Source organism: Streptomyces sp. NPDC048644, from assembly GCF_043199105.1.
In the GTDB taxonomy this organism is placed as follows: domain Bacteria; phylum Actinomycetota; class Actinomycetes; order Streptomycetales; family Streptomycetaceae; genus Streptomyces.
In genome coordinates, this window is record NZ_JBICVO010000021.1 from 35636 (window position 1) to 62078 (window position 26443).

At 68.8% G+C, this 26443-nt stretch carries 21 protein-coding genes, 4 pseudogenes and 1 CRISPR repeat array; of the genes and pseudogenes, 15 read left to right on the forward strand and 10 right to left on the reverse strand.

Annotated elements, in window-relative coordinates; translation table 11 throughout:
• The first annotated feature begins 274 nt into the window (after nt 1–274).
• From ACGFNI_RS32400 to ACGFNI_RS32420, 5 genes and pseudogenes are all read left to right on the forward strand, one after another.
• Nucleotides 275–487: a hypothetical protein gene (locus ACGFNI_RS32400; protein WP_393688788.1), complete on the forward strand. Its 213-nt coding sequence runs from the start codon at nt 275–277 to the stop codon at nt 485–487.
• Nucleotides 488–973: 486 nt separating this feature from the next.
• A CRISPR array of direct repeats spans nt 974–1368; the repeat unit is 29 nt; unit sequence GGGACCATCCCCGCGCGTGCGGGGAGCAG.
• A gap of 948 nt (nt 1369–2316) precedes the next feature.
• Nucleotides 2317–2739 carry a hypothetical protein gene (locus ACGFNI_RS32405; RefSeq protein WP_393688790.1) on the forward strand — a complete coding sequence of 141 codons (423 nt, stop codon included), beginning with the start codon at nt 2317–2319 and terminating at the stop codon, nt 2737–2739.
• A gap of 659 nt (nt 2740–3398) precedes the next feature.
• Nucleotides 3399–4294 (forward strand): annotated as a pseudogene (locus tag ACGFNI_RS32410) (DUF5655 domain-containing protein).
• A 194-nt stretch (nt 4295–4488) separates the two neighbouring features.
• Entirely contained in the window at nt 4489–5112 is a 624-nt protein-coding gene (locus tag ACGFNI_RS32415; protein WP_393688792.1) for a hypothetical protein, read from the forward strand.
• A 206-nt stretch (nt 5113–5318) separates the two neighbouring features.
• On the forward strand, nt 5319–5642 hold the full coding sequence (locus ACGFNI_RS32420) for a hypothetical protein (RefSeq protein ID WP_393688794.1): 324 nt from the start codon (nt 5319–5321) through the stop codon (nt 5640–5642).
• 67 nt (nt 5643–5709) lie between these two features.
• Here the strand turns inward: ACGFNI_RS32420 and ACGFNI_RS32425 are convergent.
• Nucleotides 5710–6090 (reverse strand): annotated as a pseudogene (locus tag ACGFNI_RS32425) (STAS domain-containing protein); the annotation flags it as partial.
• 1 nt (nt 6091) lies between these two features.
• The gene (locus tag ACGFNI_RS32430) at nt 6092–6547 is read right to left on the reverse strand and encodes a hypothetical protein (protein ID WP_393688882.1); all 456 of its coding nucleotides are present in this window, start codon (nt 6545–6547) and stop codon (nt 6092–6094) included.
• On the opposite strand from ACGFNI_RS32430, the gene ACGFNI_RS32435 reads away from it, so the two are divergent.
• On the forward strand, nt 6473–6925 hold the full coding sequence (locus ACGFNI_RS32435; RefSeq protein ID WP_393688871.1) for a hypothetical protein: 453 nt from the start codon (nt 6473–6475) through the stop codon (nt 6923–6925). The two genes, ACGFNI_RS32430 and ACGFNI_RS32435, sit on opposite strands and share 75 nt — an antisense overlap.
• A gap of 49 nt (nt 6926–6974) precedes the next feature.
• On the opposite strand, the gene ACGFNI_RS32440 is transcribed toward ACGFNI_RS32435, so the two are convergent.
• Complete coding sequence (locus tag ACGFNI_RS32440; protein WP_393688796.1) at nt 6975–7619, reverse strand: hypothetical protein; 645 nt, start codon at nt 7617–7619, stop codon at nt 6975–6977.
• Nucleotides 7620–8016: 397 nt separating this feature from the next.
• On the opposite strand from ACGFNI_RS32440, the pseudogene ACGFNI_RS32445 reads away from it, so the two are divergent.
• A pseudogene (locus ACGFNI_RS32445) lies at nt 8017–8238 on the forward strand (helix-turn-helix domain-containing protein); the annotation flags it as partial.
• Nucleotides 8239–8293: 55 nt separating this feature from the next.
• Here the strand turns inward: ACGFNI_RS32445 and ACGFNI_RS32450 are convergent.
• From ACGFNI_RS32450 to ACGFNI_RS32480, 7 genes and pseudogenes are all read right to left on the reverse strand, one after another.
• Nucleotides 8294–8525, reverse strand: a pseudogene (locus ACGFNI_RS32450) (IS481 family transposase); the annotation flags it as partial.
• Nucleotides 8526–9277: 752 nt separating this feature from the next.
• Nucleotides 9278–10762 (reverse strand): D-alanyl-D-alanine carboxypeptidase/D-alanyl-D-alanine-endopeptidase, encoded by a 1485-nt coding sequence (gene dacB / locus ACGFNI_RS32455; RefSeq protein ID WP_393688798.1) that lies wholly within the window; start codon nt 10760–10762, stop codon nt 9278–9280.
• 349 nt (nt 10763–11111) lie between these two features.
• Nucleotides 11112–11504, reverse strand: coding sequence for a hypothetical protein (locus ACGFNI_RS32460; RefSeq protein ID WP_393688883.1), 393 nt, complete (start codon nt 11502–11504; stop codon nt 11112–11114).
• A complete protein-coding gene (locus ACGFNI_RS32465) occupies nt 11393–11998 on the reverse strand; it encodes a serine dehydratase beta chain (RefSeq protein ID WP_393688800.1) in 606 nt (201 codons plus the stop codon). The genes ACGFNI_RS32460 and ACGFNI_RS32465 overlap by 112 nt, the downstream gene beginning before the upstream one ends.
• Complete coding sequence (locus ACGFNI_RS32470) at nt 11886–13106, reverse strand: M20 family metallopeptidase (RefSeq protein WP_393688802.1); 1221 nt, start codon at nt 13104–13106, stop codon at nt 11886–11888. The genes ACGFNI_RS32465 and ACGFNI_RS32470 overlap by 113 nt, the downstream gene beginning before the upstream one ends.
• A 49-nt stretch (nt 13107–13155) precedes the next feature.
• Nucleotides 13156–14325: an alanine racemase gene (locus ACGFNI_RS32475; RefSeq protein WP_393688804.1), complete on the reverse strand. Its 1170-nt coding sequence runs from the start codon at nt 14323–14325 to the stop codon at nt 13156–13158.
• Nucleotides 14326–14431: 106 nt separating this feature from the next.
• Nucleotides 14432–14761, reverse strand: a complete 330-nt coding sequence (locus tag ACGFNI_RS32480; RefSeq protein WP_393688806.1) for a hypothetical protein — start codon at nt 14759–14761, stop codon at nt 14432–14434.
• Nucleotides 14762–15377: 616 nt separating this feature from the next.
• On the opposite strand from ACGFNI_RS32480, the gene ACGFNI_RS32485 reads away from it, so the two are divergent.
• The 8 genes from ACGFNI_RS32485 to menC all read left to right on the forward strand — a co-directional run bounded on the left by ACGFNI_RS32485 (nt 15378) and on the right by menC (nt 25679).
• Nucleotides 15378–16391: a serine hydrolase domain-containing protein gene (locus tag ACGFNI_RS32485; protein WP_393688808.1), complete on the forward strand. Its 1014-nt coding sequence runs from the start codon at nt 15378–15380 to the stop codon at nt 16389–16391.
• Nucleotides 16392–16532: 141 nt separating this feature from the next.
• Nucleotides 16533–17333 carry an ABC transporter ATP-binding protein gene (locus ACGFNI_RS32490; protein WP_393688810.1) on the forward strand — a complete coding sequence of 267 codons (801 nt, stop codon included), beginning with the start codon at nt 16533–16535 and terminating at the stop codon, nt 17331–17333.
• Nucleotides 17330–19882, forward strand: a complete 2553-nt coding sequence (locus ACGFNI_RS32495; RefSeq protein WP_393688811.1) for an FtsX-like permease family protein — start codon at nt 17330–17332, stop codon at nt 19880–19882. The genes ACGFNI_RS32490 and ACGFNI_RS32495 overlap by 4 nt, the downstream gene beginning before the upstream one ends.
• A 199-nt stretch (nt 19883–20081) precedes the next feature.
• Nucleotides 20082–20753 (forward strand): hypothetical protein, encoded by a 672-nt coding sequence (locus tag ACGFNI_RS32500; RefSeq protein ID WP_393688813.1) that lies wholly within the window; start codon nt 20082–20084, stop codon nt 20751–20753.
• 238 nt (nt 20754–20991) lie between these two features.
• Nucleotides 20992–22467, forward strand: coding sequence for an amidohydrolase family protein (locus ACGFNI_RS32505; RefSeq protein ID WP_393688815.1), 1476 nt, complete (start codon nt 20992–20994; stop codon nt 22465–22467).
• Complete coding sequence (locus ACGFNI_RS32510) at nt 22464–23639, forward strand: M20 family metallopeptidase (RefSeq protein ID WP_393688817.1); 1176 nt, start codon at nt 22464–22466, stop codon at nt 23637–23639. Before ACGFNI_RS32505 ends, ACGFNI_RS32510 begins: the two co-directional genes overlap by 4 nt.
• A 64-nt stretch (nt 23640–23703) precedes the next feature.
• A complete protein-coding gene (locus ACGFNI_RS32515; protein ID WP_393688819.1) occupies nt 23704–24561 on the forward strand; it encodes a GNAT family N-acetyltransferase in 858 nt (285 codons plus the stop codon).
• 11 nt (nt 24562–24572) lie between these two features.
• Complete coding sequence (menC, locus tag ACGFNI_RS32520; RefSeq protein ID WP_393688873.1) at nt 24573–25679, forward strand: o-succinylbenzoate synthase; 1107 nt, start codon at nt 24573–24575, stop codon at nt 25677–25679.
• Nucleotides 25680–26443: the final 764 nt, after the last annotated feature.

A 26443-nucleotide genomic window follows, 5' to 3' on the forward strand; every position in this document is an offset into this window, starting at 1 on the left:
AACATCCATGCCAGATCGTGCGCTCGAAGCGCGTGACGGTATGAGGCGAGCACGGCATCAGGGTGTGCCCGGTGATGGCGCCGGACGGCAATACCGACACCAAGGGTCTGGACCGGATCCTCCCGCCCGGCGGAGGACGGCGCGTTGACGCTGCGCGTCGCCGAGACGGCAAGGCCCACCGCATGCTGGAGTCCGGCGGTCTGAGCGGTCGGCTGGTGCTCGACTTCTCCCGTTCTCCTGAGAGTGCCGCCGCGGCCAGCCGTGTCCGATGTGCATGAGCGCTATCTACTGGTCTCGGTTCGACGCCGTCTACTACAGCCGCGACCTGAAGGACACCGCGGAGATCGGGTTCAGCGACGAGTTCCAGTACGAGGACTTCGCGAAGCCGGTCCACGAGCGGAGCATCCGCATGGTGCACAGCTACCCCGAACTCGGCAAGACCGCGTACGAGGCGTGGACGAACAGACTCAACAAGCATCCCTACTGACACATGCCGGGCAGGCAGGGCTTGATGGTCGACCGGAACTGGGACGTGCCGGTCGCCGGCGGAAGCATCCTGGGCCAGTGGCCAGAGTTCGCTGACGCCGTCTCCCCCGACCCTTCTCGCCCACGTCACCGCCGTCGCCTTCCCCCTCAAGGCCGGCTAACTGGACCTGCGCCCCGACTCACCCGCCTACGCCACCCAACTCCGGCTCCTCACCGCACGGATCATCACCACGGCGACCCACACCCTCGGCAGCGACGCCGTGCGCACCGTCAGGGTCCTGCCCTCCGGCACCGCACCCGCCCGCACAACGCCCCACCCCCGCAGCCTGCGGCCGACCGGACGGCCCCGCCGCAGGCTCCGACGTCGTCCGGTTACCAGGCCGCGCTCGCTGCCCACCGGGCCGCCGCATCTCCACGGTGCCTCGACCCGCCATCGAGGAGGCAGCCGCCCGGCAACGTCGCGCGATGCGCGCCCTGAGCACCCGGGCGGGGCATCCCCGCGCGTGCGGGGAGCAGTGCGGGCCCAGATCGCTCGCGCGCTACGTGGCGGGACCATCCCCGCGCGTGCGGGGAGCAGAGACCGGTCCGCGTTACCAAGACCGACCCCGGGGGACCATCCCCGCGCGTGCGGGGAGCAGCGGCCCGCCCCCATCCGTAGTGGGGGCGGGCCGGGACCATCCCCGCGCGTGCGGGGAGCAGCCAGGAGGCCGTTTGAGAGTAGGGGGAACAGCGGGACCATCCCCGCGCGTGCGGGGAGCAGCCGGTGCCGAGGGGGCGGCGGGGAGTGATCACGGGACCATCCCCGCGCGTGCGGGGAGCAGCGCATGGACGAAGACGGCACCCTCACCGCCGAGGGACCATCCCCGCGCGTGCGGGGAGCAGTCTCTCTGACCTGCGACTCTATCCCGGCGATGTGCCGTTCCTGGGTAGTTTCGCTGACTCCGGCATAGAGGTCATAAGGGGCAAGGCGTGGTCCCGGTGAGCGCGACGAGAAGCGTGCGGCTGCTGGCCCCCCATAGATGGGGGCTGGCTCCAGCAGGGGACGGCGCGCGAGCTATTCCCGCGTGCGGATCGCACCGAAGTAAGACTTCCGCTTTCGCCCGTTGCATCCTAGCTGGAGCAGGTGATGGGGCGCTACGTTAGGTTATTAGCCCCACTCAACCGGGCTGGCGACCGTCGTCCGGGACGGTCGAGAATCGCAACCTCAACGTGGGTTCCGCTGCGGTGGCCGGCGAGTGGACTGGCGATTGCCCTCCAGGGCGGGCGAGAATCGCAACTCCTCGTAGAGCAGCGCGCACCACTCGGCCTCGGCCCTGGCGACCACCCTTCGGGGCGGTCGAGAATCGCAACCACGGCGACCCCCGCGGCCCGGTCGGCGAGGTCATCAACCTGGCGGTCGCCCTTTGGGCGGCCGGGAATCGCAACTCGGGCTGGTTGAGTGGCGCGCCACCGGTCGACGCTGGCGACTGCTCTCCGGGGCGGTTGAGAATCGCAACCGTCCCGGTGCTGTCATCCGCTCTCTGCCCACTGACTGGCGATCGTCCTCCGGGGCGGTCGGGAACCGCAGTATCAGGGAGCCGGGCGAGATCGAGCGCGCAGTCGGCCACAGCGAATGCTTTGGCTGGCGGTCGTCCTTCGGCACGGCCGAGGGCTCGCAAGGGTGGGGCCGCAACGCGGCGTGAGTGCAGTCGGGGTCTTACCAACTCCTAGGGGTGTCCGGTGCGCGTCGGTGCGCTGTTGCCACTGCGGTGGCTGGATGCAGCTCTCTGCCCCGGTCCGTTCGCGTCCGGCATGGCAGGATGTCCGGCATGACGAACGACCACGGGATCCATGCCGCGTAGGCCCCCACGCAACGTCAGGGACGGGCTCCCCGCCCACCGGCCGGACCGTGATGCCCTGGCCGACATCAACGGCCTCTCCGCGCGGACCATGTCCGAGATCCGGCGGATCGAGCACACCCGCACCTACCTGAAACCAGGGGAGACTGTAGCCGCGGTGCGGCTGTGGAAGGACCATGTGCGGCTCCCCAAGCGCCAGTTGTGGGCAGACTGGGAGTGGGGCGACGAACTGCACTGGGACTGCTGCGGCAATCCCTTCCACGCCAGGGACCTTCTGGAGAACATGGTGAACGCCCTCCCGGCCCGCAGCGCGGCCGAGCTGCGCAGGCTGGTCGAGCGGCTCGACGCGCTGGCCGGACGCCAGGACGTACCGCGCCAGGTACCGCCGACGGCACCACCGTGGCATGTGTGGTGACCACGCCCAGACCACCGGGCCGACCGCACCCAGCCAGCACGCGACACTACGGAGCCCCGGCCCGGCCGCACTTCGGAACCTCAGGTGGACACGCGACACGCGGATCGCACCGAAGCAAGACCTCCGTTTTTGCCCGTTACGTCCTCGCCAGAGCGGGGGATGGGGCGCTACGCTACGTCATTATCCCTGATCAACTGGGCTGGCAGTCGCCCTCCGGGACGGGTGGCGGTCGCCCACTCTCCGCCGGTCGTCCGGATCTGCGGCGCGAGTCCTGGCAGTCGCCCTCCGGGACGGGTGGCGGTCGCCCTTCGGGACGACCGAGGATCACAACACCGTGGCCTGGACCGGTTGCTGGCCTTCTCGCGCGGTGGTACCGGGTGACATGTTCAGTTGGGTGTCCGCTGGCAGAATCAGGCAGGGCGGCGGGGGCGCGTTCGTCCTCGCCGGGTGTGACCGGACCGGCTCGCTGTGGCGGGCGACAGTGCCGGGGCAACCTCGCCTCCGTAAACGGCGATCTGCAGGTCTCTGGGATTTGTGGGACGGGTGCGTCCCCGGTGGTTCGTCCACGAGGGCTCACGCGTTCTTCGCGGATCCGGAGGCTTTGCGGAAATAATCAGGCCCTCCCTCGGTGTTCCCGATCTTCGAACCGAGGAGAGAAGGTGTCGGGCCTGAAACTGTTCCACGAGACGATAAGCGGCGTGAGCGAGGTCGCGTCGCGGCTTGCTGAGGTCGAGGCGGATGTGCAGGGCTTTGTCGAGGCGCACATGGAGACGCTGCTGGGGGTGCGGTTCCTGGCGAGCGAGTACAGCACCGGACCGGTCCATGGCGGCCGGATCGATTCGCTCGGGCTCGATGAGAACGGTGCGCCGGTCATCGTCGAATACAAGCGAGGTACAGATGCCGGCGTCATTAACCAGGGGCTGTTCTACCTCTCCTGGCTGATGGATCACCGCGCGGAGTTCGAGCACCTGGTCCGCGACCGGCTCGGAACCACCACCGCATCCCAGGTGCTGTGGAGCGCCCCGCGGGTGATTTGTGTGGCCGGCGACTTCACCCGCTATGACGTGCACGCCGTGCGCGAGTACCGGCGCAGCATCGACCTGGTCCGCTACCGCCTCTTCGGTACCGAGCACATCGGGCTGGAGACCGTCGCCTCCGTCACCGGAGGGTCGAGGGGCTTCGTGCCGGCGTGCCGTCGTCTCGTGGCTGGGGCGCCGAGCCACCGAAGGCAGGACGGGGGGCGATGGGGGAGCTGGCGGCGGCGGTCGACGAGGCGCTGCTCGGCCTCGGGGACGGCATCACCCGCATCCAGCGCAAGCAATACCGCGCCTACCAGCGGCTGCGGAACTTCGCCTGCCTGCGCCCGCCACAGCAGACAAAGCTCCTCGTCTACCTCAAGGCTGACCCGAAGAGCGTCGACCTCGTACCCGGATTCACCCGGGACGTGACCGAGCTCGGCCACCACGGCACCGGCGACCTGGAACTCCAACTACGCACCCACCGCGACCTGGAGCGCGCCCAGGAGTACTTCCGCCTCAGCTACGCCGCGGCGTAGAGACGGCGGGCCCGGCGCGGCCGGTGCCGGGGAGCGGGTGAAGTTGTGGAATGTGGTTGTGCGCTGCCTTTCGACGAAGGGGCAGGGAGTGACGGTGGCAAGGGCCCGACCGCCGAGAGCTACTGGAACTGCCCAATGCGGCTGCGGCAAAGGAGTGGGCACGAGATCTTGCCGGCTACGTCACTCAGGGGTGCGTGACGCTGCAGGCGCTGCTCGTGCCGGCAGATGCGGATAAGTTGCCCGCGCGGCGGCAGCTCATCCTGGGGCGGACCGCCGAGCTGTGGCTGTGGGGCGATCCCCCCCACCGGCGACGAAGCCTGCGGCACCCGGACCAGGTGCTGCGCGTGGAGGGCGGGGGCATCGGCGTGTACACGGGGGCCGAGGCGGAGGGGTTCCGTTATGTCATCCCTCCAGACGAGGAGCCTGCGTCCGCATTCCGATGGGAGCACGGCGAGGACGGAAGGGTGCTGGGGTGGTTCGACGACGGCGAAGGCGGCCTGCTGGTGTCGGTGCGGAACCCCGCCAGCTCTCGCCCGGCGGTCCGGGTGACCGAGAGCGCCGGGGAACAGCCACTGCCCGACGCTCCCAACGGTCTGCGTGTGTACGGCAATTACGTCCACGACCGGCCACCGCTCGCTGCTGTCGAACGGCTCGCGCAGGCGGCCCCGATCCACATCCGCCGGCGGAGCCAGCGGGCCTCAGCTGCGGGGGGTACGGACCCAGCTGTCACGGAAGAGCCTCCTCGCATTGGCCAGCGCCCTTTCAGCGAGCGCGTCGGCCTTTTGAGGAAAGCACCAGCCACTGACAAACAGCGCTAGCTGCCCGGTAACAGCGAAAAACTGAGGCCCGTCAGGTTGTCCTCCGCATACAAATGCCACGTCAAGCGCCTTACCACGCAGCTGCATTGAGCTTCCGCATCCAGACGCACCTGCACCCGTACCCCGGCGTCTTCGGCGTCCATCACGCCGATAACCTCCCCCGAGGGGCCACCCCTCAGACACCCCACCAACGGAAGGTGCATTCCATGCGTAAGTTCAGGCGTGTTCTCGTCTCCGCGGCCGTCGTCACGGTGGCGGCGACGGGACCGATCGCCCTCGGCGCGTCCGCGGCGAATGCGGCCCAGCCCGCCACGGTCTCCGCCACCGCCACGACCTCCTCCTGCAACGCGCAGGAGCTGCGGGACAAGGGGAACGAGTACAAGCGCCTGGCCGAAGAGGCCGGGCACCAGGCACAGGACGCGGCCGCACGCGGCGACATGCAGAAGGCCGCCGAATACCAGCGGCAGGCACAGAGCTACGCCGACCAGGCGCAGCAGTACTTCGAGCAGGCGGCACGCTGCCAGGGCTGACGGGCGAAGAAGAGTATCAGCGGACCCCGGCCGGCTGGTCGGGGTCCGCTGATCGGTGGCGCCGGGGTCAGTGGCTGCCGGCGAGTTCGCCGGTGAGCTTGCCGTGGAGGTCGGCGCTGGGATCGTTCAGGCCGGTGATCTCGACACTCTTGCCGCGCTGGGCGTACTTGGTCTCGATCGCGTCCAGGGCCGCGACGGAGGAGGCGTCCCAGATGTGCGCGGCGGACAGGTCGATGACGACCCTGTCGGGGTCGCTCGCGTAGTCGAACTGGCCGACGAGGTCGTTGGAGGAGGCGAAGAGCAGCTCGCCGGTCACCCGGTAGACGACCGTGCTGCCGTCGGGGTCGGTGACGGCGGTGACGTGGGCGACGGGCTTGGCGAAGATGACCATGGCGGTGAGGGTGCCGACGACGACGCCGATGGCGAGGTTGTCGGTGGCGACCACGACATCAGGCTGCGCGCCTCCGCCGCTCGGTCGGTTTGGCCGGGGTGGTGAGCCGTTCGGACTGCTCGGCGGCGAAGTCGATCGGGACACTCTCCAGCAGCTCTTCGGTGATGGCTTCGCTGCCGTCCTCGATGGCCAGCACGGCGGCGCCGCGGACGAGCTGGGACAGGCTGCCGATCATGCCGCCGGTGCGGTGGAAGAGGTATTCGCTCAGCGCGGTGAGCGTGCCGGGCGCGTGCTCGTGAAGGCGGAGCATGGATTCCAGCGTGCCGACCAGGCCCCGCCACGTTTCCTTGTCCGTGGTGGTGGCGTAGGAGAACGGGGCGGCGGGGATGACGACGAACCGTCCGGCGATCTGGCGGCCCCGTGTGCCGGCGAACAGGCCCTGGCTCTCGATGTCGATGCCCCGCGTAGGCGAGCGTGGCGGGCAGCCGCTCGGCTCAGCGAGGAGGCCAAGCACGTCATCCTCGACTGGGCGGAGCAGGCCGAGCAGTACCTCGCCATGCTCCGTTTCACCCTGTTCCAGCACCCCAAGGGCCCCCAGGTCAACGCACTCGTCTCGGAAATCCTCTCCGACCCGTACCTGGCGCGGCGGTGGGAGGAGGGAACGGATGTCTCCGAGGGGCGGGGCCCGCTGCGCTACCGCGCGTCCCTGGCGGTGCACGACTGGCGCCCCGTCACCCTGGAATGCCAGACGCTCTTCCCGGCCGTGGCCCCCGCCTGCCGCATGGTGATTCTCGTGTGGATCGATGACGAAGACGAGACCCCGATCGCCTGGGGCGAGGACATGGCTGCCGCCCAGGAGGTAACGCCTCGTCCGGTGGGCCGCGCGGCGTGAGCGGTGCGGCGCCGGCGGCGTGCCCGGCCCGCTGCGCGGGCGGGCGTCGTCAGCTGCCGGCGACGGCCAGTCCGGGCAGCAGGAGATAGCCGCTGGTGCAGTCCACATCGTCGGTGCGGAGACCCTGCAGGGATTCCGCACCGTCGTGGCGCAGTTCGGTGATCAGCATGCCGGCGGCGTGGGCGACCTCGTCGACCTCCAGCACGGCGTGCTCCCACCAGCCGACGAGCTCTCGGTCCCACCCCCGCCGCCGCATCTCCTCTGCGAGGGTCGGGCCCGAGGGCTTGCGGTCATCCACCACTACCGACAGTCCGGAGCCACCGCTCGCGACCCCGACCTTCCGGGTTCCGGCCGCGATGTTGAACCCCAGATGCTCCGCGGTGGTGAACTGCTGGGGAACCTGCTCGGCGAGGCTGCGCAGGACGGCGTCCAGCGATGCCTCCAGCGTCAGCCACTCAGCAGCCACAGGCACCGACGGCGCCGCCGGAGGCCGGGACACCGGCTCCTGCGTTTCCACCTGCCACACATACGGCAACCGGGTGAAGTCCAGATCGCGCACGTCCACGTCGAACGCGGCGCGGTCGGCCTCCGCCAGGCGACCTGCGTCCAGTACCGCCAGCTGCAGCCCTTCGGCCCCGCTCTCCAGCACGAGAGCGCGGTCGCCGAGAAACCAGCGCACGCAGGGCCCGCGCACAGCCCCGCCGTACGACGCCGGCCCACCTATCCGGTCCCGCACCGCCGATATCGCCGCAGCCACCGCTCCCGGACCTTCAGGTATGGGAGCGGACGCGGCACCCTCGCCAGCTTGTTCGAGGCGACGGCAGGCGAGGTCCACGGAAGCAGCCAAACCGCGTGTCGTGTCATCCATATGGACATATTGGCTGATTCCGACCCTGAGGCAATGCGGGATGCTGCGGGCATGCGCGACGGCCTCCCAGGAAGGACGGAGAGAGCGAAGGGCCGGCTGAAGCGCGGCGGTCAGCCTTCGCTGTGCTTGGCGAGGCCGATGAGCGTCGGGGGCGGAAGCGGTGTGGTGATCCGCCGGCCGAGTGCTCGTAGGCCGCCCGGGTAGCGTGGTGGGATGGGGGAGTATGGAGAGTGATCACGGGGCCGCGCAGTGGCAGGCCCGGGTGGATCGACAGTGTGGGCTCCGCTCCTGGCCGCTGCGCCGGGCAGCCGAGCGTTTCCAGGTCAGCCACACCACCGCCGCCCGGTGGACGGAGCAATACCGGCACAGGGGCACCGAGGGCATGCACGACCGCTCCAGCCGCTCGCGCCACCAGCTGTGCCGCACTCCGGCCGCCGTCGAGGACCACGTGGTGCGCCTGCGACGCGAGTACCGCATCGGACCACTGCGGCTGACAGCCCGCGGGAGTGGTCGTCCAGGGCGGTGTGGAGGCAGGCGGTTCCGGCACCGCTGCGGATCTTGCGTCCGGCCGCCTGACCGAGGACCTTGCGCCCGCCGCCGTCGGGGATGCGGCTGAGCTTCTTGACCTCGACGTGGACCAGTTCGCCAGGCTCATTCGTAGCGGCGCACGGGCTCGCCGGTGGTCCGGTCGCAGGCGGCCAGGGCCGGCAGGCCGTGACGGGTGAGGATCCGGTGGCGGTGGAGGCGGCAACACCGCAGCGCGCCTAGTTTTACACCGAAGATCTCTCCGACGAAACAACAGCCACCTGCGCCGGCATCCTCACCCGCGCAACGGCCCGGTTCGCAGCCCGGGGCATCACCGTCGAACGCTTCCACCGAACCCTGCTCGACGAATGGGCATACCACCGGCTCTACCCCTCGGACGCCCAGCGATAGGCAGCGTTTTACGATCGGCTGGACTGGCACAACTGCCACCGACCCCACATCGGACTCAGTGGCCACACCCCAGCCAGCCGCGTCACCAACCTCCCCGAACAGCACATCTAGCGGTTTCTGACGGACAGCCGTCGCCCAGCGGGCGACATCAGACCCGGCCGTCGAGTGAGACCTCGAAAGCCGTCGGCACAGGTGATCGCGTGAGAGGCCATGGGCAGTTTCGTTCGCCCGCGGGAGAGGAACGGAGGCGATCGAATCACCTATGCGGGCTCACTCAGCTGAGCGGGCCCGCATAGGTAGGGACTTGACGTGCCGATTCGACGTCGCCTGAGCATCCACTTCGGGATGCCTTCGAAGGGACAGAGCGACTGCCGGGATGCGCCGCAAACGACGAATCCTGTGCCTCATTGCTTCGGCGGTACCCCAGACGCTCAATGCGGCGCCTCGTGTACCTGAGCAGTGACACGTGCTTGTCCCTGCCGGCTCCCCGTTTCACGTTTCCCATTTCTTGTGTGGGAAGGCCGGTCAGGTAAGAGAAGGGGATGGTATCAGGGGTTCTGGTAGATACTGGCGGCCATTGCCCCCAGCTGCTTGTTGGCCTTGAGCGCCAGGTCAATGGCATTGTTCACGTTATTGCCGGGCGATGGGATGTTGTTGACGTAGATCGCGAATGCGTAGCGGTGACCGTTTTTCGCGTCAATGTATCCTGCGAGTGCTTTAGTGGTGAGGGCTAGCTTTCCCTTGAAGGCGCCGACCAGGGTGCCGGTCTTCGCCCGGATATGTCCGGCTGCCGGGTCGGTGGGCTCGATGACATCGGCGAGCGAGCCGTCGACTCCCATGCTCGGCATGGAGTTGTGGAAGACGTCGAAGTCGTCCCGCCGGGCAAGGTGTCGCAGCAATTCTGTCTGGGCGACCGGTGTGACCTTGTCGCCGGGGAGACCTTGGGCATCGACAAGGGTGAAGGATTTCCGGTCGATACCTGCGCGAGCGAGGAAGTCGCGTTCGGCCTTCATTCCGTCGGCATAGGTGCGTTCGCCATGCTGGACGGCCATCAGCGGCGGCAACAGGTTGGCGCCGAGGTTATGACTGACCTTGTTGATCAACTTTGCGTACTCCCGGAAAGGGGGAGATATGTAGGTTGCCGAAACAGGCAGCCCCTTGACATTTTTCGCCGACGGAAGCTTGGAACTGGGGTTGGATCCCAGCGGCGGGGCGGCGACGGTCACGCCATGCCGAGTGAGTGCCTCGATGAGCACGGTGCGGGCAAAGGCCGCTGGGTCGGGCACTTGGTAGGTCGTCACAAATGGTGCGGTGGCATCGGCGGGCACCGAGCCTCGCACCCGGATGTGCCCAGGGGTGGTGCTATCGGTTTTTACTGCCGGCTTTGTCCCGGCAGAGGTCGTGGTGACCTGCGCGTCGACGGTGAAGGCGGCTGTCTTGGGCCGCCAGTTGACCTTCGCCGGCTTGCCGGGTGCGCTCGGGGTGATCAGCACGTCGATGAGGTTGTCGTTGACGACCGTCGGGGTGATGGGCGTCCCGCCGATCGACACCGGATCCCAGAGCCGATTGTCGATGACCACGTCGCCGTCAATCCGCCGGATACCGCTTGCCGCGACCTGGCGAGCCAGGTGGTCGATGCCGGCGAGCGGATCTTCGCGGGTGAGCGTCGCCATGCCGGGCACAGCGTTGGCGTCGTAGTGGTCAAAGTCGGGGACGTCCAGTTTTCCTGCCGCATTCGTCCGTCCGCCGAGTGTCAGGTCGCCACTGCCCACCATTATCAGGTTGCCCGAGAGTCGCCCGTTTTCCGACACCGCACCAGAATGCACGATGGGGGTGCGGAAGCGATGGTCGCCGCCGAGAGTGTCGAGCGCGGCGCTGACGGCGAATGTCTTGGCCGTCGAACCGGTCACAAACCGGGATGTGGAATTTTTCGACTGAACGACTTTTCCGGATTTCAGGTCTGTTACCTGCACACCCCAATCACCTGATGACCAGGGTGTGGCACTCATGAGTTTCTGCAGCTCCGCGCTCACTCCCACAGTGCTCGACGACGGCGAAGCTGAGTGATCGGGGGAGCGGCTTGAGCACGCGGACATTGCGACGGCAGCTGCCGTTGATGCCGCCACCAGCACGGTTGCGCGGGTTCGCCGTCGACGTGCACTGTATCGGGTCGGGCGCTGCGCGGTGCCAGCGATTTGCGTGAACATCCAGAAATCAATCCTTATTCTTCATGGTTGATGTGTTTGATCATTTCTGTCTTTCGGTGAGGGTTCGGAGAACGCTTGATTAACTGCATGCGCGTTCCGTTCGGCTCCCATGTTCCACGCTGTTCGTGTTCCTGTTTCTTTCCTTGGTTCGAGGAGGTGGTGAAATGAGGCGTGGTCAAAAATTCAGGGTAAATTGCGCAATGACCGCGGCGGCGCCGAACGAGGCGGCGAAAGAGACCAGAGCGACGGGGACGATGCGCCAGCCGATACGTTTGAGTACGGGCATGTCTTTCCCGATGCCGAGGCCGACGAAGACCAGCACCGGAACGGTCAGGGAAAGGAAGTCCAGTGACTCGACCAGGTGCGCCAGGGAGGAGCCGATCGGTGAGAACGGTGTGCTCACCAGGATCCCCAGTACGGCGACACCGGGAATGGCGGGGAGACGCGTGAGTTTTTTTATCGCGAGCGCGGCCACGACAACGGCAACGACGACGGCCAGTCCGAGGAGTTGTGCGATCCGGACATCGGGGCGGAATGCCACGTTCGACAGCAGCATGGCGATGGCCATGGGCAAAGTGAACCAACGCGAGGGGATGGGCGTTGCGTCCTCCCGCGTGCCGGACGGGTCAACAGTGCCTTGCGTGTCGGTGGCGACGGTGGGGATGGGGCCCGGCTGGCGGCGGTAGCGACTGAGCACACCGTTGCGTCGGCCGGGTCGAGGGCCGCAGGGTCGTGTCCGCAGAGGCCGAGCATGACCGCCCGGTTGGTGGCGTGCCCGCGACCCGTGGTACCCAGGGATCCGAGCAGGTCTACGGTGACGGCGGCGACCGTATCGAGCGTGCCGCGGTCGGCGAGCCCGGTGGCGAAGTCTCGGGCGCGATCATCGGTCCCACCGTGTGCGAGCTGGAGGAGCCCAGGCCAACGCTGAACAGCTCGTGTGCCCCGGCGATCATCGGGCCTGCGAACAGTCGAGCCGGGCCTGGTGGGCGACGACGAACCGGGCGCGTACGTTCGGGTCGAGGGCCAGGTCGGCACCGGTGAAGGCCATGGCCAGTGCACCATCGATGACCGCCTCGTCGGCGGCAGGCGATGCGGCGTCCTGGACGAATCCGCGGGTGTGCAGTGCATCTTTGGCTCCGCGTACACCGATCACGGGGTGGATGCTGGGTACCACTTCGGAGATGTTCCCCATGTCGGTGGACCCTCCTACCTGGTGCCCGTTGTCCCCCAGCTCGCGGCCGAGACCGACGATGTTGTCGGCGTAGTAGTCGCCGATGGTCGGGTCTTGCTGCAACGCGGTATAGGCGGGTTCGGTTGCGTGCACGTCAAGGGTGGTACCGGTGGCGTGCGCGCCGGCCTCGAAGCAGGCGAGCACGCGCTGGTACACGGCCTTGAGTTCGACGCTGTCGAACGCCCGGACCTCGCATTCGACGATCGTGTGCTCAGGAATGATGTTGGTGACCTCGCCGCCCTTGCGCACGAACAGTGCGATCCGGCAGTTGGCGGTGGTCTGTTGGCGGAGTTGGCCGATGGCCACCTGCGCGATCACCGCGGCGTCGGCCGCGTTGACGCCCAGATGCGGGGCGACTGCGGCATGCGAGGCGCGGCCTCGGTAAGTGACGGCGAACCGGGTGACTGCCTGGCTGGTGTAGTCGCTGGGGTGGGTGTCGACCAGTCCGGGGTGCACCATCATCGCGACCGTCACGTCGTCGAACACGCCCCGATCAAGGAGCAGAGCCTTGCCGCCGCCGTGTTCCTCGGCGGGAGTGCCGATCACCTTCACCCGGATCCCGAGGTCGTCGGCGACCTCGGCAAGTCCCAGTGCGGCGCCCACGGCGGACGCCGCGATGATGTTGTGTCCACATGCATGGCCGATCTCCGGCAGGGCGTCGTATTCGGCGCAAACGCCTACGGTGAAATCACCGGATCCGTAGGTCGCGGAGAATGCCGTGTCCAGACCGCCGACACCGGGCTCTACCAGGAACCCGCCCGCGCTGAGCTCTTCCCCCACCCACCGTGCCGCCTTGTTCTCTGTGAAGGCCGGCTCCGGGTTCTCGTGGATGGCGTGGCTGAGCGCGACCAGCCGGTCCTGGACGGTCGTCACACGCTCATGGACACGGTCTTTGAGTGTGCAAACGGAAGACGCCGGTTCGTCGTGACGGGCGGGCATAGGACTCCTCAGGGAAAAGCGATGTGGGAAAGGCCGACGGTGAGCGTCGTCAGGCAGCGACCTCAGTTGTGGGCTCTTTGGCCGAGATGATCGAGGCTCGGTGAAAATCGGTACGCCACACGTCGATCACCTCGCCTCCGCTGTTGGTGACGAGGTAGTCGGGCCAGCGGTCGAAGACGGAGCACGGGTGTGAGATCCCGAAGTCGACAAGATCGGCCACAGCGAGGCCGGTTACTCCGGTGAGGACGGCGTGGTGGTCGTACAAGGTGTGGACAGTCCCCGCGACGCCGTACTTGGGAGACCCGCCGGGGCGGTGGGCAGCGAGCAGTGTGGGCAGATCGGCGTCGTACGGCAGGTCGCGCTTGCCGGCGCCGACGACTGCCATCCCGTCTTCGGGAACGGACAGCACGACGGATCGAATCGACGCGGCCGGCACAAGGTTCGGTATGGGGCTCACGCGGCGATACGTGCCGTGATCGTGGGTCACGTAGCAGCCGGAGCGCAGCAGCCGCACGGTGCCGGGCACATCCTTGTCCGTGGGGAGGCATTCGACAACACGGTCGGGGAAGGCGGACCCGCCCATCGAGTACACGGGGGCGTCGGTCTCGAAGAGATCAGCGACATCGATATAGATGTCGCGGACTCGCCGGCAGTGGTCGTCAACCGCTGCGAGGGTCTCGTCGATCCTGTTGTTCGGTGCGACGCCTTCGTACCCAGCTACTCCGACCAGCCTGAGGCCCGGTGCCCCATTGACCCGCCTTGCCAGCCGCCGTGCGTCCTCGTGCCTGCGGATACCGGTCCGCCCTCCTGGTGCTCCGACATCCAGCAGGACATGCAGGGCCGGCCCGTGCGCGTCGAAGACCTGCTCCGCCGCGACGATGCCTTCCGGCGAGTCGACGAAGCATTGAATCCTCCGGGCCGAGTCCTCTTCCAGCCCGACCTTCAGCCTCTCCAGGCCGAAACGGTCCACGACCTGGTTGGCGATGAGCACCGAGTGATGGCCCCAACTCCATACCGTCTGCGCCTGATCCACCGTCGCTACGGTGACGGTGGAAGCACCCGCGGCACGCTGTCGCTCGATGATGGGAGCGGACATCGTCGTTTTGACGTGGGGAGCGAGTGCCACATCGTTTGTTTTGCACCACTCGGCCATGACGCGAATGTTGTGATGGAGGGCGTCGGCGTCGAGGCGCAGTTGAGGGTATGCGGCTGGGATCATGACAGTTCCTTCGGTTCATCGCACCAGCCCACGCGCGGCCTTGCCTCGGTGCGGGCTATCGGGCAATCGGCCGGACAAGACGGGCGGATGTCTCATAGTTGGACGGTTACGCCGGGGATTCTTCGCCGCTTGCGGCGGGTGCATATCCGAGCCGCGCGAACAGTGCGAGGGGCGTCAAGCAGGCTTCGCCGGAGATCAGGCGACTTCGACGACGAGCTCTACCCCGACGGTTGCGTTCTTCGATCACACCGTCTGCCGGCGGCAACTGGCCGGAGGTGTGGACGAGATTCCCGCTCCGGACCGCGGGAACATAGACCCCGATCGGGTTCGCCGACGCGGGAAGCGTGATGTTCAGCGCTTCCATCCTCTTCCGCCACGACGGCTGCGGGGCCGCGGGCGACTGGTTGATGATTCCGGCGGATGGCGTCGTGGACATGCGCGGTTCCCTGGGAATTGTGGGTGACGTCAGCCTTCGCGAATGGGGCAGATCCGGAGATTTTCCAGACGAGTGCGCTTTCGCAATAGATGCAGGCCAACCGAATCTCCGATCGCAATTCTTGCACGCAGCACCCTGAAATGCCTCGTCATCCTGCACTAATATCTGCGCCTGACTTGTGCAGAATTACGAACGCCTTTGGGATACGTTGATGGACGGTTCGCCCCAGGCGGATTCGCGCCGAGCCGCTCGGCCCGGACCGCACACCCGCTCCGCAGGCCGAGGGCATCCGTGCCCTCTCATCCCAGGTCAGACAGCATCCGGGGGTTATCCCCACCCTGCATCGACCTGCTGACCGGATCGCTTGAGCGATCCCCCGCAGACAGACTGCAAGTATTCGATTGATTGTCCAGCCCCGCTGGACGCAGATAGGGAGAATTTCGTGCCCCATTCCAACGACGCATCACGGCAGGCCGTCCGCTCCTCGTTTCTGCGGGGCCGGCGGGTGATTCCCGTGGTCGCCGTAGTGGCTGCACTGGGGGCCGCAGCAGTGGCCGGCTCGATGCCGGCCCAGGCCGGTGGGCACGGCGATGCTGTGCAGCAGGAAATGAATCACATGGTGGACAAGGACACATATCCCGCTGTCCTGTCCTCCGTGCGCGACCGCAACGGAAAGGTCCACGACTACACCGCCGGCGTGGCGGATCTGAAGACGGGGAAGAAGGTGCCGGTCGACGGGCAGGTACGCGCCGGGAGCAACACCAAGCCGTTCACCGCCGTACTGGTCCTGCAACTGGTCGGCGAGGGCAAGGTCGGACTCGATGCGCCGGTCGAGAAGTACCTGCCCGGCCTCGTCCGTGGTGAGGGCATCGACGGGCGGAAGATCACCGTGCGGCAGCTGCTGCAGCAGACCAGCGGTCTGCCGAACTACTCCGAATACATCGGTGACCACTACGAGAAGGACCGGCACACCTACCTCCAGCCCCGTGAGCTGCTCGACCTGGCCCTGGCCCACAAGTCGCGGTTCGCGCCCGGCACCGACTGGGAGTACAGCAACACCAACTACCTCCTTGCCGGACTGATCGTCGAGAAGGTCACCGGCCGACCGCTGAGCGAGGAGATGACCCGGCGTGTCATCCGGCCCGCCGGACTGCGGCACACCTACTTCCCCGACGTGGGCGAGGAGGGCATCCGCGAGGCGCACCCCCAGGGCTACCGGGCGACCAAGCCGAACGGGCCGCTCAAGGACATCACCGTGATGGAGCCGTCGTGGGCCTGGGCAGCCGGCCAGTTGGTGTCCACGCCGAGCGACCTGAGCCGCTTCTTCACCGTCCTGTTCGACGGCAAGCTCCTCAAGCAGGAACAGCTCGACCAGATGCGCAAGACGGTCAAGACCACCGGCATGTGGCCCGGGGCCAGGTACGGGCTGGGCGTGGTGAGCACGCCGCTGAGCTGCGGTGGTCTGGTGTGGGGGCACGGCGGCGACATCGCCGGCTACGAGACCCGCGGCGGGGTGACCGATGACGGCCGGGCCGTCACGGTCGCGGTCACCGCGAATCCCCCGTCCGGCCCCCGCGGCCAGGGGCCCGCCGACGTCCTCTCCCTCGTCGACACCGCCCTTTGCAAGTAGATACGCCGACGGCCGGAGCGGGCGCCATCCGCGTCGGCCGTCACCCGGGAGCCGCAGCCGCGGCTCCCGCTCGTCCCTTCAAGGCTCCTTGGCAGCCTCGTTACACCAGAGAACGTTATGAATCGCAACGGAAGACACACTATGGACTGGCAGCACGACCGTACGGGGGCCGAAAAGCGGGGAGGTCCCCCGGCGATCGAACTGCGCGCGGTGACGCGTTCGTATGGAAAGGGCGGCGCTGCGGTCCGTGCCCTGCGGGGCATGGACCTGTCCTTGGCGCAGGGAAGCTTCACCGCGGTGATGGGCCCGTCCGGGTCAGGCAAGAGCACGTTCCTGCAGTGTGCGGCGGGTCTGGACCGGCCCGATGCGGGGCAGGTGCTGCTGGGCGGCGAGGAGATCACCTCGCTGAGTGAGGACCGGCTGACCAAGCTGCGGCGCTCCCGGATCGGGTTCGTGTTCCAGTCCTTCAACCTTCTGCCGTCGCTGACCGTTGCTCAGAACGTGCTGCTGCCGCAGCGGCTGGCGGGGGCCCGCCAGGACCGGCGCCGGGCCCAGGAACTGCTGACCGAGGTCGGCCTCGCCGAGCACGGCAGCCGACGGCCCGGCCAGCTCTCGGGCGGGCAGCAGCAGCGTGTGGCGATCGCACGCGCCCTGATCACCCGCCCTCAGGTGGTGTTCGCCGACGAGCCGACCGGCGCGCTGGACACCCGCTCCGCCCATGAGGTTCTCGTCCTGCTGCGCAGGGCGGTCGACGCGATGGGGGCCACGATCGTCATGGTCACGCACGATCCGGTGGCCGCCTCGCACGCGGACCGCGTGCTCTTCCTCGCCGACGGAAACCTGGCCGGCGAACTCCTGCGTCCCCACCCGCAGACGGTGGCCGACCGCATGGTGGCCCTCACCGCGACGTCCCAGGCCCGGGGCACGGGGGGCGCGGCATGATGAACGGTCTCGCACGGGCGTCCGTGCGCTTTCGGCCTGCCTCCTTCGTGGGCAGCTTCATCGCGCTGCTGCTGGGCGCCGCGATCGTCACCGCCTGCGGAACCCTGCTGCAGAGCGGCATCACCGCGCACGTCACCCCGGAGCGCTACGCCCACACCCCCGTGGTCGTCGCTGCCGATCCCTACGCCCGCATCAGCTTCCAGCACGGTGACAAGCAGGACACCGCCAAGTCGGCCCTGCCCGAGCGCAGCCGCGTGGACAGTTCCCTGGCGGCGCGCATCCACGACCGTAGCGGCGCCGACGCCGTGCCGGACATTTCCTTCCCCCTCCAGCCGCAGCACCTTTCCAAGGGCGGGCCGCAGGCGCTGACCGGGCGGAACTTCGCCGCCCTCGGTGTCGCCACCGGCTCCCGCGAGCCGGCCAAGGGCCGCGCCCCTGGCGCGGGGGAGGTCGTCCTGGACACCGGTACCGCGCGTGCCGCACACCTTTCCCCCGGCGACCGCATCTCTCTCAACTCCCCCTCCGGTGAAGGGCACTACCGTGTCTCCGGCCTTGCGCCCGGCGGATCCGGCGCCGCGACTGCCTGGTTCGCGGAGAATGAGGCCCAGGAGCTGTCCGGGCACCCGGGCCTGGCGGATGCCATCGCCGTCCAGCCACGCGACGGCGTCGACGACGAAGCGCTCGCCCAGCAGGTCCGCCAGGCCGTGGGCAGCCGCGCCGAGGTCCTGACGGGCGACGCCCGGGGTATTGCCGAGGTGCCGCAGCTGAGCTCGGGCAAGAGCAGTCTGATGGGCCTGGGCGGTTCATTCGGCGGCATCGCCGCCCTGACTGTGGTCTTCGTGGTGGTGGGCACCATTGCCCTGGCCACCGGCCAGCGCGCCCGCGAATTCGCCCTGCTGCGGGCGATCGGCGCCACCCCGCGCCAGATCCGGCGCACCATCGCCACCGAGGCGATGCTGCTCGCACCGGCCGCCACCGTCTTGGGTATCCTGCCCGGCCTGGCCTTGGCCCGCTGGTGGTTCGACCAGATGGTCGAGCGCGGTTCCGTGCCCGGCCAAGTCACCCTGGACGTGGGGGCGTTGCCGATGCTGGCCGCCCTCGGCATCGGTCTGCTGTCCGCGCTGGGCGCCGGTCATCTGGCCGCACGACGGCCCGCCAAGCTCCGCCCCAGCCAGGCGCTGGGCGAGGCCGCCCTGGAGCGCGCCCGTCCGGGAGCGGCCCGCATCCTGTTGGGACTGGTCGCACTGGCCGGCGGTATCGGGCTGGCAGCTATCGCTGCCCGCATGAACGGAACAGATGCCGCCAACACCGGACTCGGTGTGGTCATGGCCTTCCTGGTGGCCGTCGCGCTGCTGGGCCCGCTGCTGGCCCGTACGTTCACGGGACTCTTCAGCCTGCCCTTGCGGACGGGAGCGGCGGGAGCGCCTGGCACCCTGGCTGCCGACAACACCAAGGCCCAGGCGAGCCGCCTGGCCTCCGCCATCACACCGATCGTGATGGTCATCGCCTTCTGCGGGACGCTGGTGTTCATGCAGACGTCGGTGGCCGACGCGTCGGCCAGCAATGTGCGCAGCGCCGTCGTCGCTGATCACGTGGTCGGCACGAGCGGCCCCGGGCTGCCCGCCAACACCGCCCGGGAGGCATCCCGCATCCCGGGGGTGGCGAGCGCGACCGGAGTCCTCCACACCGGGGCCGTCTACCGTTCCGGCAACACGCTCGCGTCGGCCACCGCCCTGGGGGTGTCCGGCAACCCCGCCCACCTGTCCGACGTGCTGGATCTCGGCATATCCACCGGATCCTTCAAGGCCCTCGGGGAGTCACAGGACAGCGTCGCTCTCGACGCCGCCCTCGCCGAGAAGCTGCACGTCACCACCGGAGACCGCATCCCGTTCCGGCTCGGTGACGGCACGCAGGTACGCGCCACCGTGGTCGCCACCTACCGACGCGGTCTGGGAGTGGGCCAGATCCTGCTGCCCCGCGCCGCCGTCGCCCGCCATGTCACCCATGCTTACGACACCCAGGTCCTTGTGCGCGACGCCCCCGGAGCCGATCACGAAGCCGTCGCGCGCAAGCTCGCCGGAATCGGCCGGCACAACGGCACGGTCACGGTCACCGATGCGGACGGGTATGCGGTGCAGACCGGCCAAAGCCAGCAACTCAGCGCCTGGGCCAACAATGTGATGGCCGCCGTCCTCGGCGGGTTCGCCGCCATCGCCGCAGCCAACACCCTCGTGATGACCGTGCTCGACCGCCGCCGCGAAGTCGCCCTGCTGCGACTGTCGGGCACCACCCGAGGACAGGTGCGGCGCATGATGCGCTGGGAGGCACTTCTGGTGGGTGCCACTGGACTCCTGGTCGGGGCCGGCATCGCCTGGACCACGCTCGTGCCGCTCACCCGCGGGCTCACCGGCGCCGCACCCCACGTGCCCGTCGGCGCCGCGCTCGCACTGGGCGCCGGCACCCTCACCCTGGGCCTCGCCGCCACCGCCCTGCCTGCTCGCGCACTGCTCCGCAGCCACCCCGCAGAAGCGGCCTCCGGGCGCCAGTAGCCCCCCTCGAAGAGCACAGTTCGGATCATGGGCCGGCGGCGGGCTGCGTAGCCAAGGCGGAGCTCTCTCTCATGTTTTACGGAGATGGATATGACATTTCAACCACTCAGCGTGGCGGACATTCCCGCCCTTGTGAGTCTGCGGGACGAGGTTGAGCGTGCCGACTGCACGGGCGTGCGCTGTGACGCGGCCGATATCCGTGAGGAATGCGGCCGACCCCAAGCTCGACCTGGCCCAGAACGCGATCGGTGTATGGCAGGGCGTGCGGTTGGTGGCGTACGCCCTGGTGTACAAGCCGGAGCTGGTGCGAGGGGTGTTGCGCTTTGAGACCAGCGGGGCCGTCGATCCCGCGTGGCGGCGCCGGGGCCTGGGCACGGAGGTCATCGGCTGGATGCGGATGCGGATGCGGATGCGGGCGATGCACGCGGAGTGTGGTGCCGAGGTGCCCGGTGAGCTGCTGCTCACCGGGGCTGCCGCCAACGCCGGCCTTGCGGCGCTGACCGAGGGGATGGGGTTCACTCCGTGCCGGTACTGGTTCACCATGTCGCGTGTCCTGTGCACCGCACCGGTGCGGGGAGCCGCCGTTGTGCCTATCTCCTTGCCGATGAGTACGTCGCCGATACTGCGGCCACCGGATACCGGACCTGCACCGTGGGCCACCTCGGCACCCGGCCTGCCCACCGGGGCAAGGGCGCGGCCCGCGCACTGCTGGCCAGCACGCTGCAGGCCGCCCGGCCGACAGCGATACGACCGTGCGGAGCTGGTGGTGGACACCGCCAACCCCACGGGCGCACTCGGCCTCTACAAAAGTCTCTCCTTCGTGGCCGACCGGAAGCTCATCACCTACGCCGGCCCGCTCGCCCCCTCATGAAGTGGCGTAGTACTTGGGAACGTTCCGCCAGGAACTGCAGGCACGGAACCGCCATACCGCCGCATCGAAGCCACGCAGATCCGTCAGGAGCGCCCCAGGGCGCCGAGTTCGTAGCGCAGAACGAAAGGGGCCGCATGGATTCGTCGGCCTGGACGAACCGTGCGCCCGCGTCTCCTCCTAGGGTCGCACCCGGAGACCAGCAGGTGCTCCAGCGCGACCTCGACGAGGAGACGAAGGCATGCAGACTCTTTTGCGTGGCGGCCGTGTCATTGATCCGGGAACCGGGCTCGACGCTGTCGCTGACGTCCTCGTAACCGACGGCGTGGTCAGCGCCGTCGGCCCCGGACTCGACGCGCCGCCGGGATGCGCGGTCCTCGACGTCGCGGGCCTCGTCGTCGGCCCCGGGTTCGTCGACCTGCACAGCCACGTGCACTCGATCGCCGGGCAACGGCTGCAGGCCCTGGACGGCGTGACGACGGCACTCGACCTGGAATCGGGCCTGATGCCCATCGGACGGGCGTACGCCGAGGCAGCCGCGGCCGGACGCCCGCTGCACTACGGCTTTTCCGCCTCGTGGGGCGGCGCCCGGGCACAGGTCCTCGCCGGCATCGAGCCCGACGCACGGGTGACGAGCGGATTCGCGGTGCTGGGGAATCCCGCGTGGCAGCGCTCCTCATCCGGTCGTGAACTCGCCCAGTGGCTGGCTCTGCTGGAAGGCGAGCTGGCCGGCGGAGCGCTGGGCATCGGAGTCCTCCTCGGATACGCACCCCACAGTGAGCCTGCCGAGTTCCTGGCCGTCGCCCGGCTCGCCGCGAAGGCCGGCGTGCCGACGTACACCCACGTCCGCGAGCTGGTGGAGGTCGATCCCGGCACACCCGCGGACGGCTCCGAGGAGATCGCCATCGTCGCGGCCGAGACCGGTGCCGCGATGCACCACTGCCACGTCAACAGCACTTCGGGCCACCACATCGACCGAGTACTCGGCGCACTGGACAACTCACGCCGGTCCGGATCTCGCGTGACGGTCGAGGCGTACCCGTACGGGGCAGGCAGCACCGCAATCGGCGCCGCCTTCCTCGACGCTGAACGGCTGCGGATGAAGGGCCTTTCCGCGTCCAGCGTCGTGATGCTCGCATCGGGAGAGCGCATCGCCGATGACGGCCGGCTGCGCCAACTGCGCGAGAGCGACCCCGGGGCGCCCTGCATCCTGGAGTTCCTCAACGAGAGCGACCCGCGCGAGCGGGCGATGCTGCACCAGGCACTCGCCTTCCCCGACGCCATCGTCGCCAGTGATGCCATGCCCGTCTTCTGGCCTGACGGCAGCAGCGACAGCACCGTGTGGCCGCTGCCCCCCGGAGGGACCACACACCCCCGCACGGCGGGGACGTTCGCCAAGACGCTGCGGGTGATGGTCCGGGAGAGCGGCGCCTGGGACTGGCCGGAGGCATTCCGGCGGTGCGCCCACCTGCCGGCGCGCGTCCTCGACGAGGTCGCACCGGGAGCCCGGACAAAGGGCCATCTCGGGATCGGCGCGGACGCCGACATCGTCGTCCTCGACCCCGCGACGGTCACCGATGCCGCCACCTACTTCGATCCCACGCGGCCCTCGGTGGGCGTCCGGTACCTGCTCGTCGGCGGGGTGCAGGTGGTCAGTGCGGGCGCATTGCAGGCCGACGCGCTCCCCGGGCAGCCGCTGCGAGGTGAGCCGCGATGACGGCGAGGCGCGATGCGGCCGTGCGGGACCTATTGGAGGACATCGAATTCCTGGTCCGGTGCGAGTCGCCGTCATCCGATCACGAGGCCGTCGCCCGCAGCGCCGACGCCGTCGCGACGCTGGGACACAGGCTGCTGGCCACAAAGCCCGAGCGCCTCGTGGTCGACGGGTGCACGCACCTGAGATGGCGGTTCGGCGGGGCACCCCGTGTCCTGCTGCTCGGACACCACGACACGGTGTGGCCCGAGGGAACGCTGGAGAAACACCCGTATGCGGTGCGGGACGGAGTTCTGCGCGGGCCCGGCTGCTTCGACATGAAGGCGGGCGTCGTCATGGCCCTGCACGCGGCTGCGGTCGCAGGCACACCGGCGGGGCTGTCGATTCTGATCACCGGTGACGAGGAGATCGGCTCGCCGACGTCGCGACGGCTGATCGAGGAGGAGGCGCGCGGCTGCGACGCGGTCTTCGTGCTGGAGGCGTCGGCCGACGGCGGAGCGCTCAAGTGCCGCCGCAAGGGCGTCTCGCTCTACCGGATCGACGTGGACGGCCGGGCCGCGCACGCCGGGCTCGAACCGGAGAAGGGGGTGAACGCCGCAGTGGAGATCGCGCACCAGATCCTCGCCGTGGCGGCACTCGCCGACGCCGGACGCGGCACGACCGTCGTACCGACCGCGCTCTCCGCCGGCACCACGACCAACACCGTGCCCGCCCACGCCGGAATGGCGGTCGACGTGCGGGTATGGGACGAGGCGGAGCAACAGAGAGTCGACGACGCGCTGCGTGGCCTCCGGCCGGTGCTGACGGGCTCACGAATCCGGATCTCGGGTGGCATCAACCGACCACCGCTGCAGGCCACGGCGTCATCAGTGTTGTTCGACCTCGCCGCATCGCGCGCCGCCGAGCTCGGCCTCGGGACGCTCACCGCCGCCGCGGTCGGCGGTGCCTCGGACGGGAACTTCACCGCCGGCCTCGGGATCCCCACTTTGGACGGACTCGGCGCTGTGGGCGGCGGGGCCCATGCGGACGACGAACACGTCATCGTCGCCGAACTGCCCCGCCGCACCGCACTGCTCGGTGCCCTGATCGACGCCGTGCTGGCGAAAGGAACTCCGTGCCCCACAGCGAATGCGGCGGACGACCACGGTGCATCACCACGGTGGCCCGCCCGGTGAGCCCGGAAAGGACAGCCCAGTGACAGATCTTGCCACGCACGTGTCCGGTTCGGTTGCCCCGGCCGTGAGCGCGTCCGCACTGGACGCAGCAGCCACCGCGGCAGCGACGGTGAGGGTTGAGGTCCAGGACCTGGCCGAGGTCTCCGACCTGACCCGGGTGTCCCGGCTCTTCGCGTCCATCTGGCAGCCGGGCCCCGGTGGCCGGCCGGTGACGACAGAGCTCCTGCGGGCGATGGCCGCGGCGGGAAACTATGTCGCGGGCGCCTACGACAAGGACGGGGGCGAGCTTCTTGGAGCCTGCCTCGGCTTCTTCGGCAGCCCGGCGAAAGCGAGCCTGCACAGCCATATCGCCGGAGTGACGCAGCAAGGCATCGGGCGCGGAATCGGGTTCGCTCTGAAACTGCACCAGCGGGCCTGGGCGCTGCGCCAGGGCGTCACGCAGGTGACCTGGACGTTCGACCCCCTGGTGCGGCGCAACGCCTATTTCAACCTCGCCAAGCTCGCCGCCGTCCCGGCGCGGTATCTCACCGACTTCTACGGGCCGATGCGCGACGGTATCAACGGAGTCGGTGACACCGACCGGCTGATGGTCCGGTGGGAGCTCTCCGGCCCGGCAGCCACCGCGGCTGCGCTCGGTGAGCCGGCCCAGGCCGACGCCGCAGCGCTGCGGGAGCGCGGTGCGAGCGCTGCCCTGTCGGTCGCACCTGACGGGGGACCGCTGGGCGGACCTGCCGGCGGGCCAGTGGTGCTGGTCGCCGTACCGCCTGACATCGAAGCGCTCCGGCGCACGGACCCCGAGGCCGGGCAGGCGTGGCGTGTGGCCTTGCGAGGGGTGTTGAGCGGCTTGATGGCGGAGGAAGCCGAAGTCGTCGGATTCGATCGTGCCGGCTGGTATGTGGTCTCAAGGGAGCAGTCGTCGTGACACCCCGTGGTGTGAAACTCAATGGTGTGGAACTCCTGCGCATCAAGATGCCTTTGGTGGCACCGTTCCGGACATCGTTCGGCACGCAGGACGTCCGTGAACTGCTGCTCGTGCGCGTCGTGACGCCGACGGCCGAGGGCTGGGGCGAGTGCGTCACGATGGGCGGACCGGTCTACTCCTCGGAGTACGTCGACGGGGCCGAGCACGTGCTGCGGCACTTCCTGGTGCCGGCCCTGATGGCGGCCGGCGAGGTCACCGCCAGTGATGTCGCGCCCCGCTTGGCGAAATACAAAGGGCACCGGATGGCGAAGGCCGCACTGGAGATGGCCGTGCTGGACGCCGAACTCCGCGCCCACGACCTGTCCTTCGCCACCGCCCTGGGTTCGACTCGGGACACCGTGTCCTGTGGTGTTTCGGTCGGCATCATGGACTCCGTCCCCCAACTCGTGGACGTGGTCGGCGGATACCTCGACGACGGTTATGTGCGTATCAAGCTGAAGATCGAACCCGGCTGGGATATCGAGCCGGTGCGCGCGGTGCGGGAGCGCTACGGTGACGAGCTGCTGCTGCAAGTCGACGCCAACACGGCGTACACCCTGTCCGACGTGTCCCAGCTCAAGCGACTGGACCCGTTCGACCTCCTCCTCATCGAGCAGCCCCTGGACGAGGAAGACCTCTTGGGCCACGCCGAGCTGGCCCGCCATCTGCGCACCCCGGTCTGCCTCGATGAGTCGATCGTCTCCGCCCGTTCGGCTGCCGACGCGATCACGCTCGGGGCATGCCGCATCGTGAACATCAAGCCCGGCCGGGTCGGCGGCTACCTGGAGGCCCGGCGCGTGCACGACGTCTGCGCCGCCCATGGGATCCCCGTGTGGTGCGGAGGCATGATCGAGACCGGGCTGGGGCGGGCGGCCAATGTCGCGCTCGCTTCGCTGCCAGGGTTCACGCTGCCCGGCGACACCTCGGCGTCGGACCGGTTCTACCGGGCCGACATCACCGAACCTTTCATCCTGCGGGACGGCCACCTGCCCGTGCCGCAGGGCCCAGGACTCGGCGTCACCCCGATTCCGGGACGGCTGGCGGAGGCCACTACCTCGACGACATGGCTCGGTTCATAGCACAGGCCCGATCCGCTGTGTAATCCGGTCCGGTCGGACCAACTGGTCCCGATCGGCCCACCGTTGCCTGAGGGGGCTGACACCGGTGCCTGGCAAGCCGCACACAACCCTGGCACGCGTTCTCGAAGATCTCGGGGACGTGCTGCTGGAGTCGATCGCCGGTGGGCGCAGCCCGCGCCGGCAACTGAGCGGGGTGGTCATCCACGACCCGCTGGACGAGTCGGAGTTTCCCGCGCAGGCCATCGTGCTGGGGGTGGGGGTCCATGAACCTGACGAAGTGGTCCGCCTCCTGCACGACCTCGGCCGCAAGGGCGCAGCCGCGCTCGTCGTCCGGTCACCGTTCGCCTCGACGGCGGAGATACGGCGAGCGGCCAACAGCTCAGGCGTCACCCTGCTCGGACTCACCCGTGGGGCCTCCTGGGCCCAGATCGCCGCCATGCTCCGCACCTTGCTCATCGAGGGGGATGTCGGGGACGCCTCGCCCCAGACGCTGGGCGGCATGCCGTCGGGCGACCTGTTCGCGCTGGCCAACGCGGTGGCCGCGCTGCTGGACGCACCGGTGACCATCGAGGACCGCAGCTCACGGGTACTTGCCTTCTCCGGCCGCCAGGACGAGGCCGACCAGTCCCGTGTGGAGACGATCCTGGGCCGTCAGGTGCCCGAACGGTTCACCCTGGGCCTGGCGCGCAACGGTGTCTTCGAACGTCTGCATCGAGAACACGGGCCCGTGTACGTCGATCCGCTGCACGACGAGACGATGACCG

Excerpts from the sequence above, each read along its gene's own strand:
- ACGFNI_RS32485 (WP_393688808.1), top strand. The coding sequence starts at position 15,378 with ATGGTGGACAAGGACACATATCCCGCTGTCCTGTCCTCCGTGCGCGAC.
- ACGFNI_RS32420 (WP_393688794.1), top strand. The coding sequence starts at position 5,319 with ATGCGTAAGTTCAGGCGTGTTCTCGTCTCCGCGGCCGTCGTCACGGTG.
- ACGFNI_RS32405 (WP_393688790.1), top strand. The coding sequence starts at position 2,317 with ATGCCGCGTAGGCCCCCACGCAACGTCAGGGACGGGCTCCCCGCCCAC.
- ACGFNI_RS32400 (WP_393688788.1), top strand. The coding sequence starts at position 275 with ATGAGCGCTATCTACTGGTCTCGGTTCGACGCCGTCTACTACAGCCGC.
- ACGFNI_RS32495 (WP_393688811.1), top strand. The coding sequence starts at position 17,330 with ATGATGAACGGTCTCGCACGGGCGTCCGTGCGCTTTCGGCCTGCCTCC.
- ACGFNI_RS32475 (WP_393688804.1), bottom strand. The coding sequence starts at position 14,325 with ATGATCCCAGCCGCATACCCTCAACTGCGCCTCGACGCCGACGCCCTC.
- ACGFNI_RS32490 (WP_393688810.1), top strand. The coding sequence starts at position 16,533 with ATGGACTGGCAGCACGACCGTACGGGGGCCGAAAAGCGGGGAGGTCCC.
- ACGFNI_RS32470 (WP_393688802.1), bottom strand. The coding sequence starts at position 13,106 with ATGCCCGCCCGTCACGACGAACCGGCGTCTTCCGTTTGCACACTCAAA.
- ACGFNI_RS32480 (WP_393688806.1), bottom strand. The coding sequence starts at position 14,761 with ATGTCCACGACGCCATCCGCCGGAATCATCAACCAGTCGCCCGCGGCC.
- ACGFNI_RS32465 (WP_393688800.1), bottom strand. The coding sequence starts at position 11,998 with ATGGTGCACTGGCCATGGCCTTCACCGGTGCCGACCTGGCCCTCGACC.
- ACGFNI_RS32505 (WP_393688815.1), top strand. The coding sequence starts at position 20,992 with ATGCAGACTCTTTTGCGTGGCGGCCGTGTCATTGATCCGGGAACCGGG.
- ACGFNI_RS32510 (WP_393688817.1), top strand. The coding sequence starts at position 22,464 with ATGACGGCGAGGCGCGATGCGGCCGTGCGGGACCTATTGGAGGACATC.
- ACGFNI_RS32460 (WP_393688883.1), bottom strand. The coding sequence starts at position 11,504 with ATGGCCATCGCCATGCTGCTGTCGAACGTGGCATTCCGCCCCGATGTC.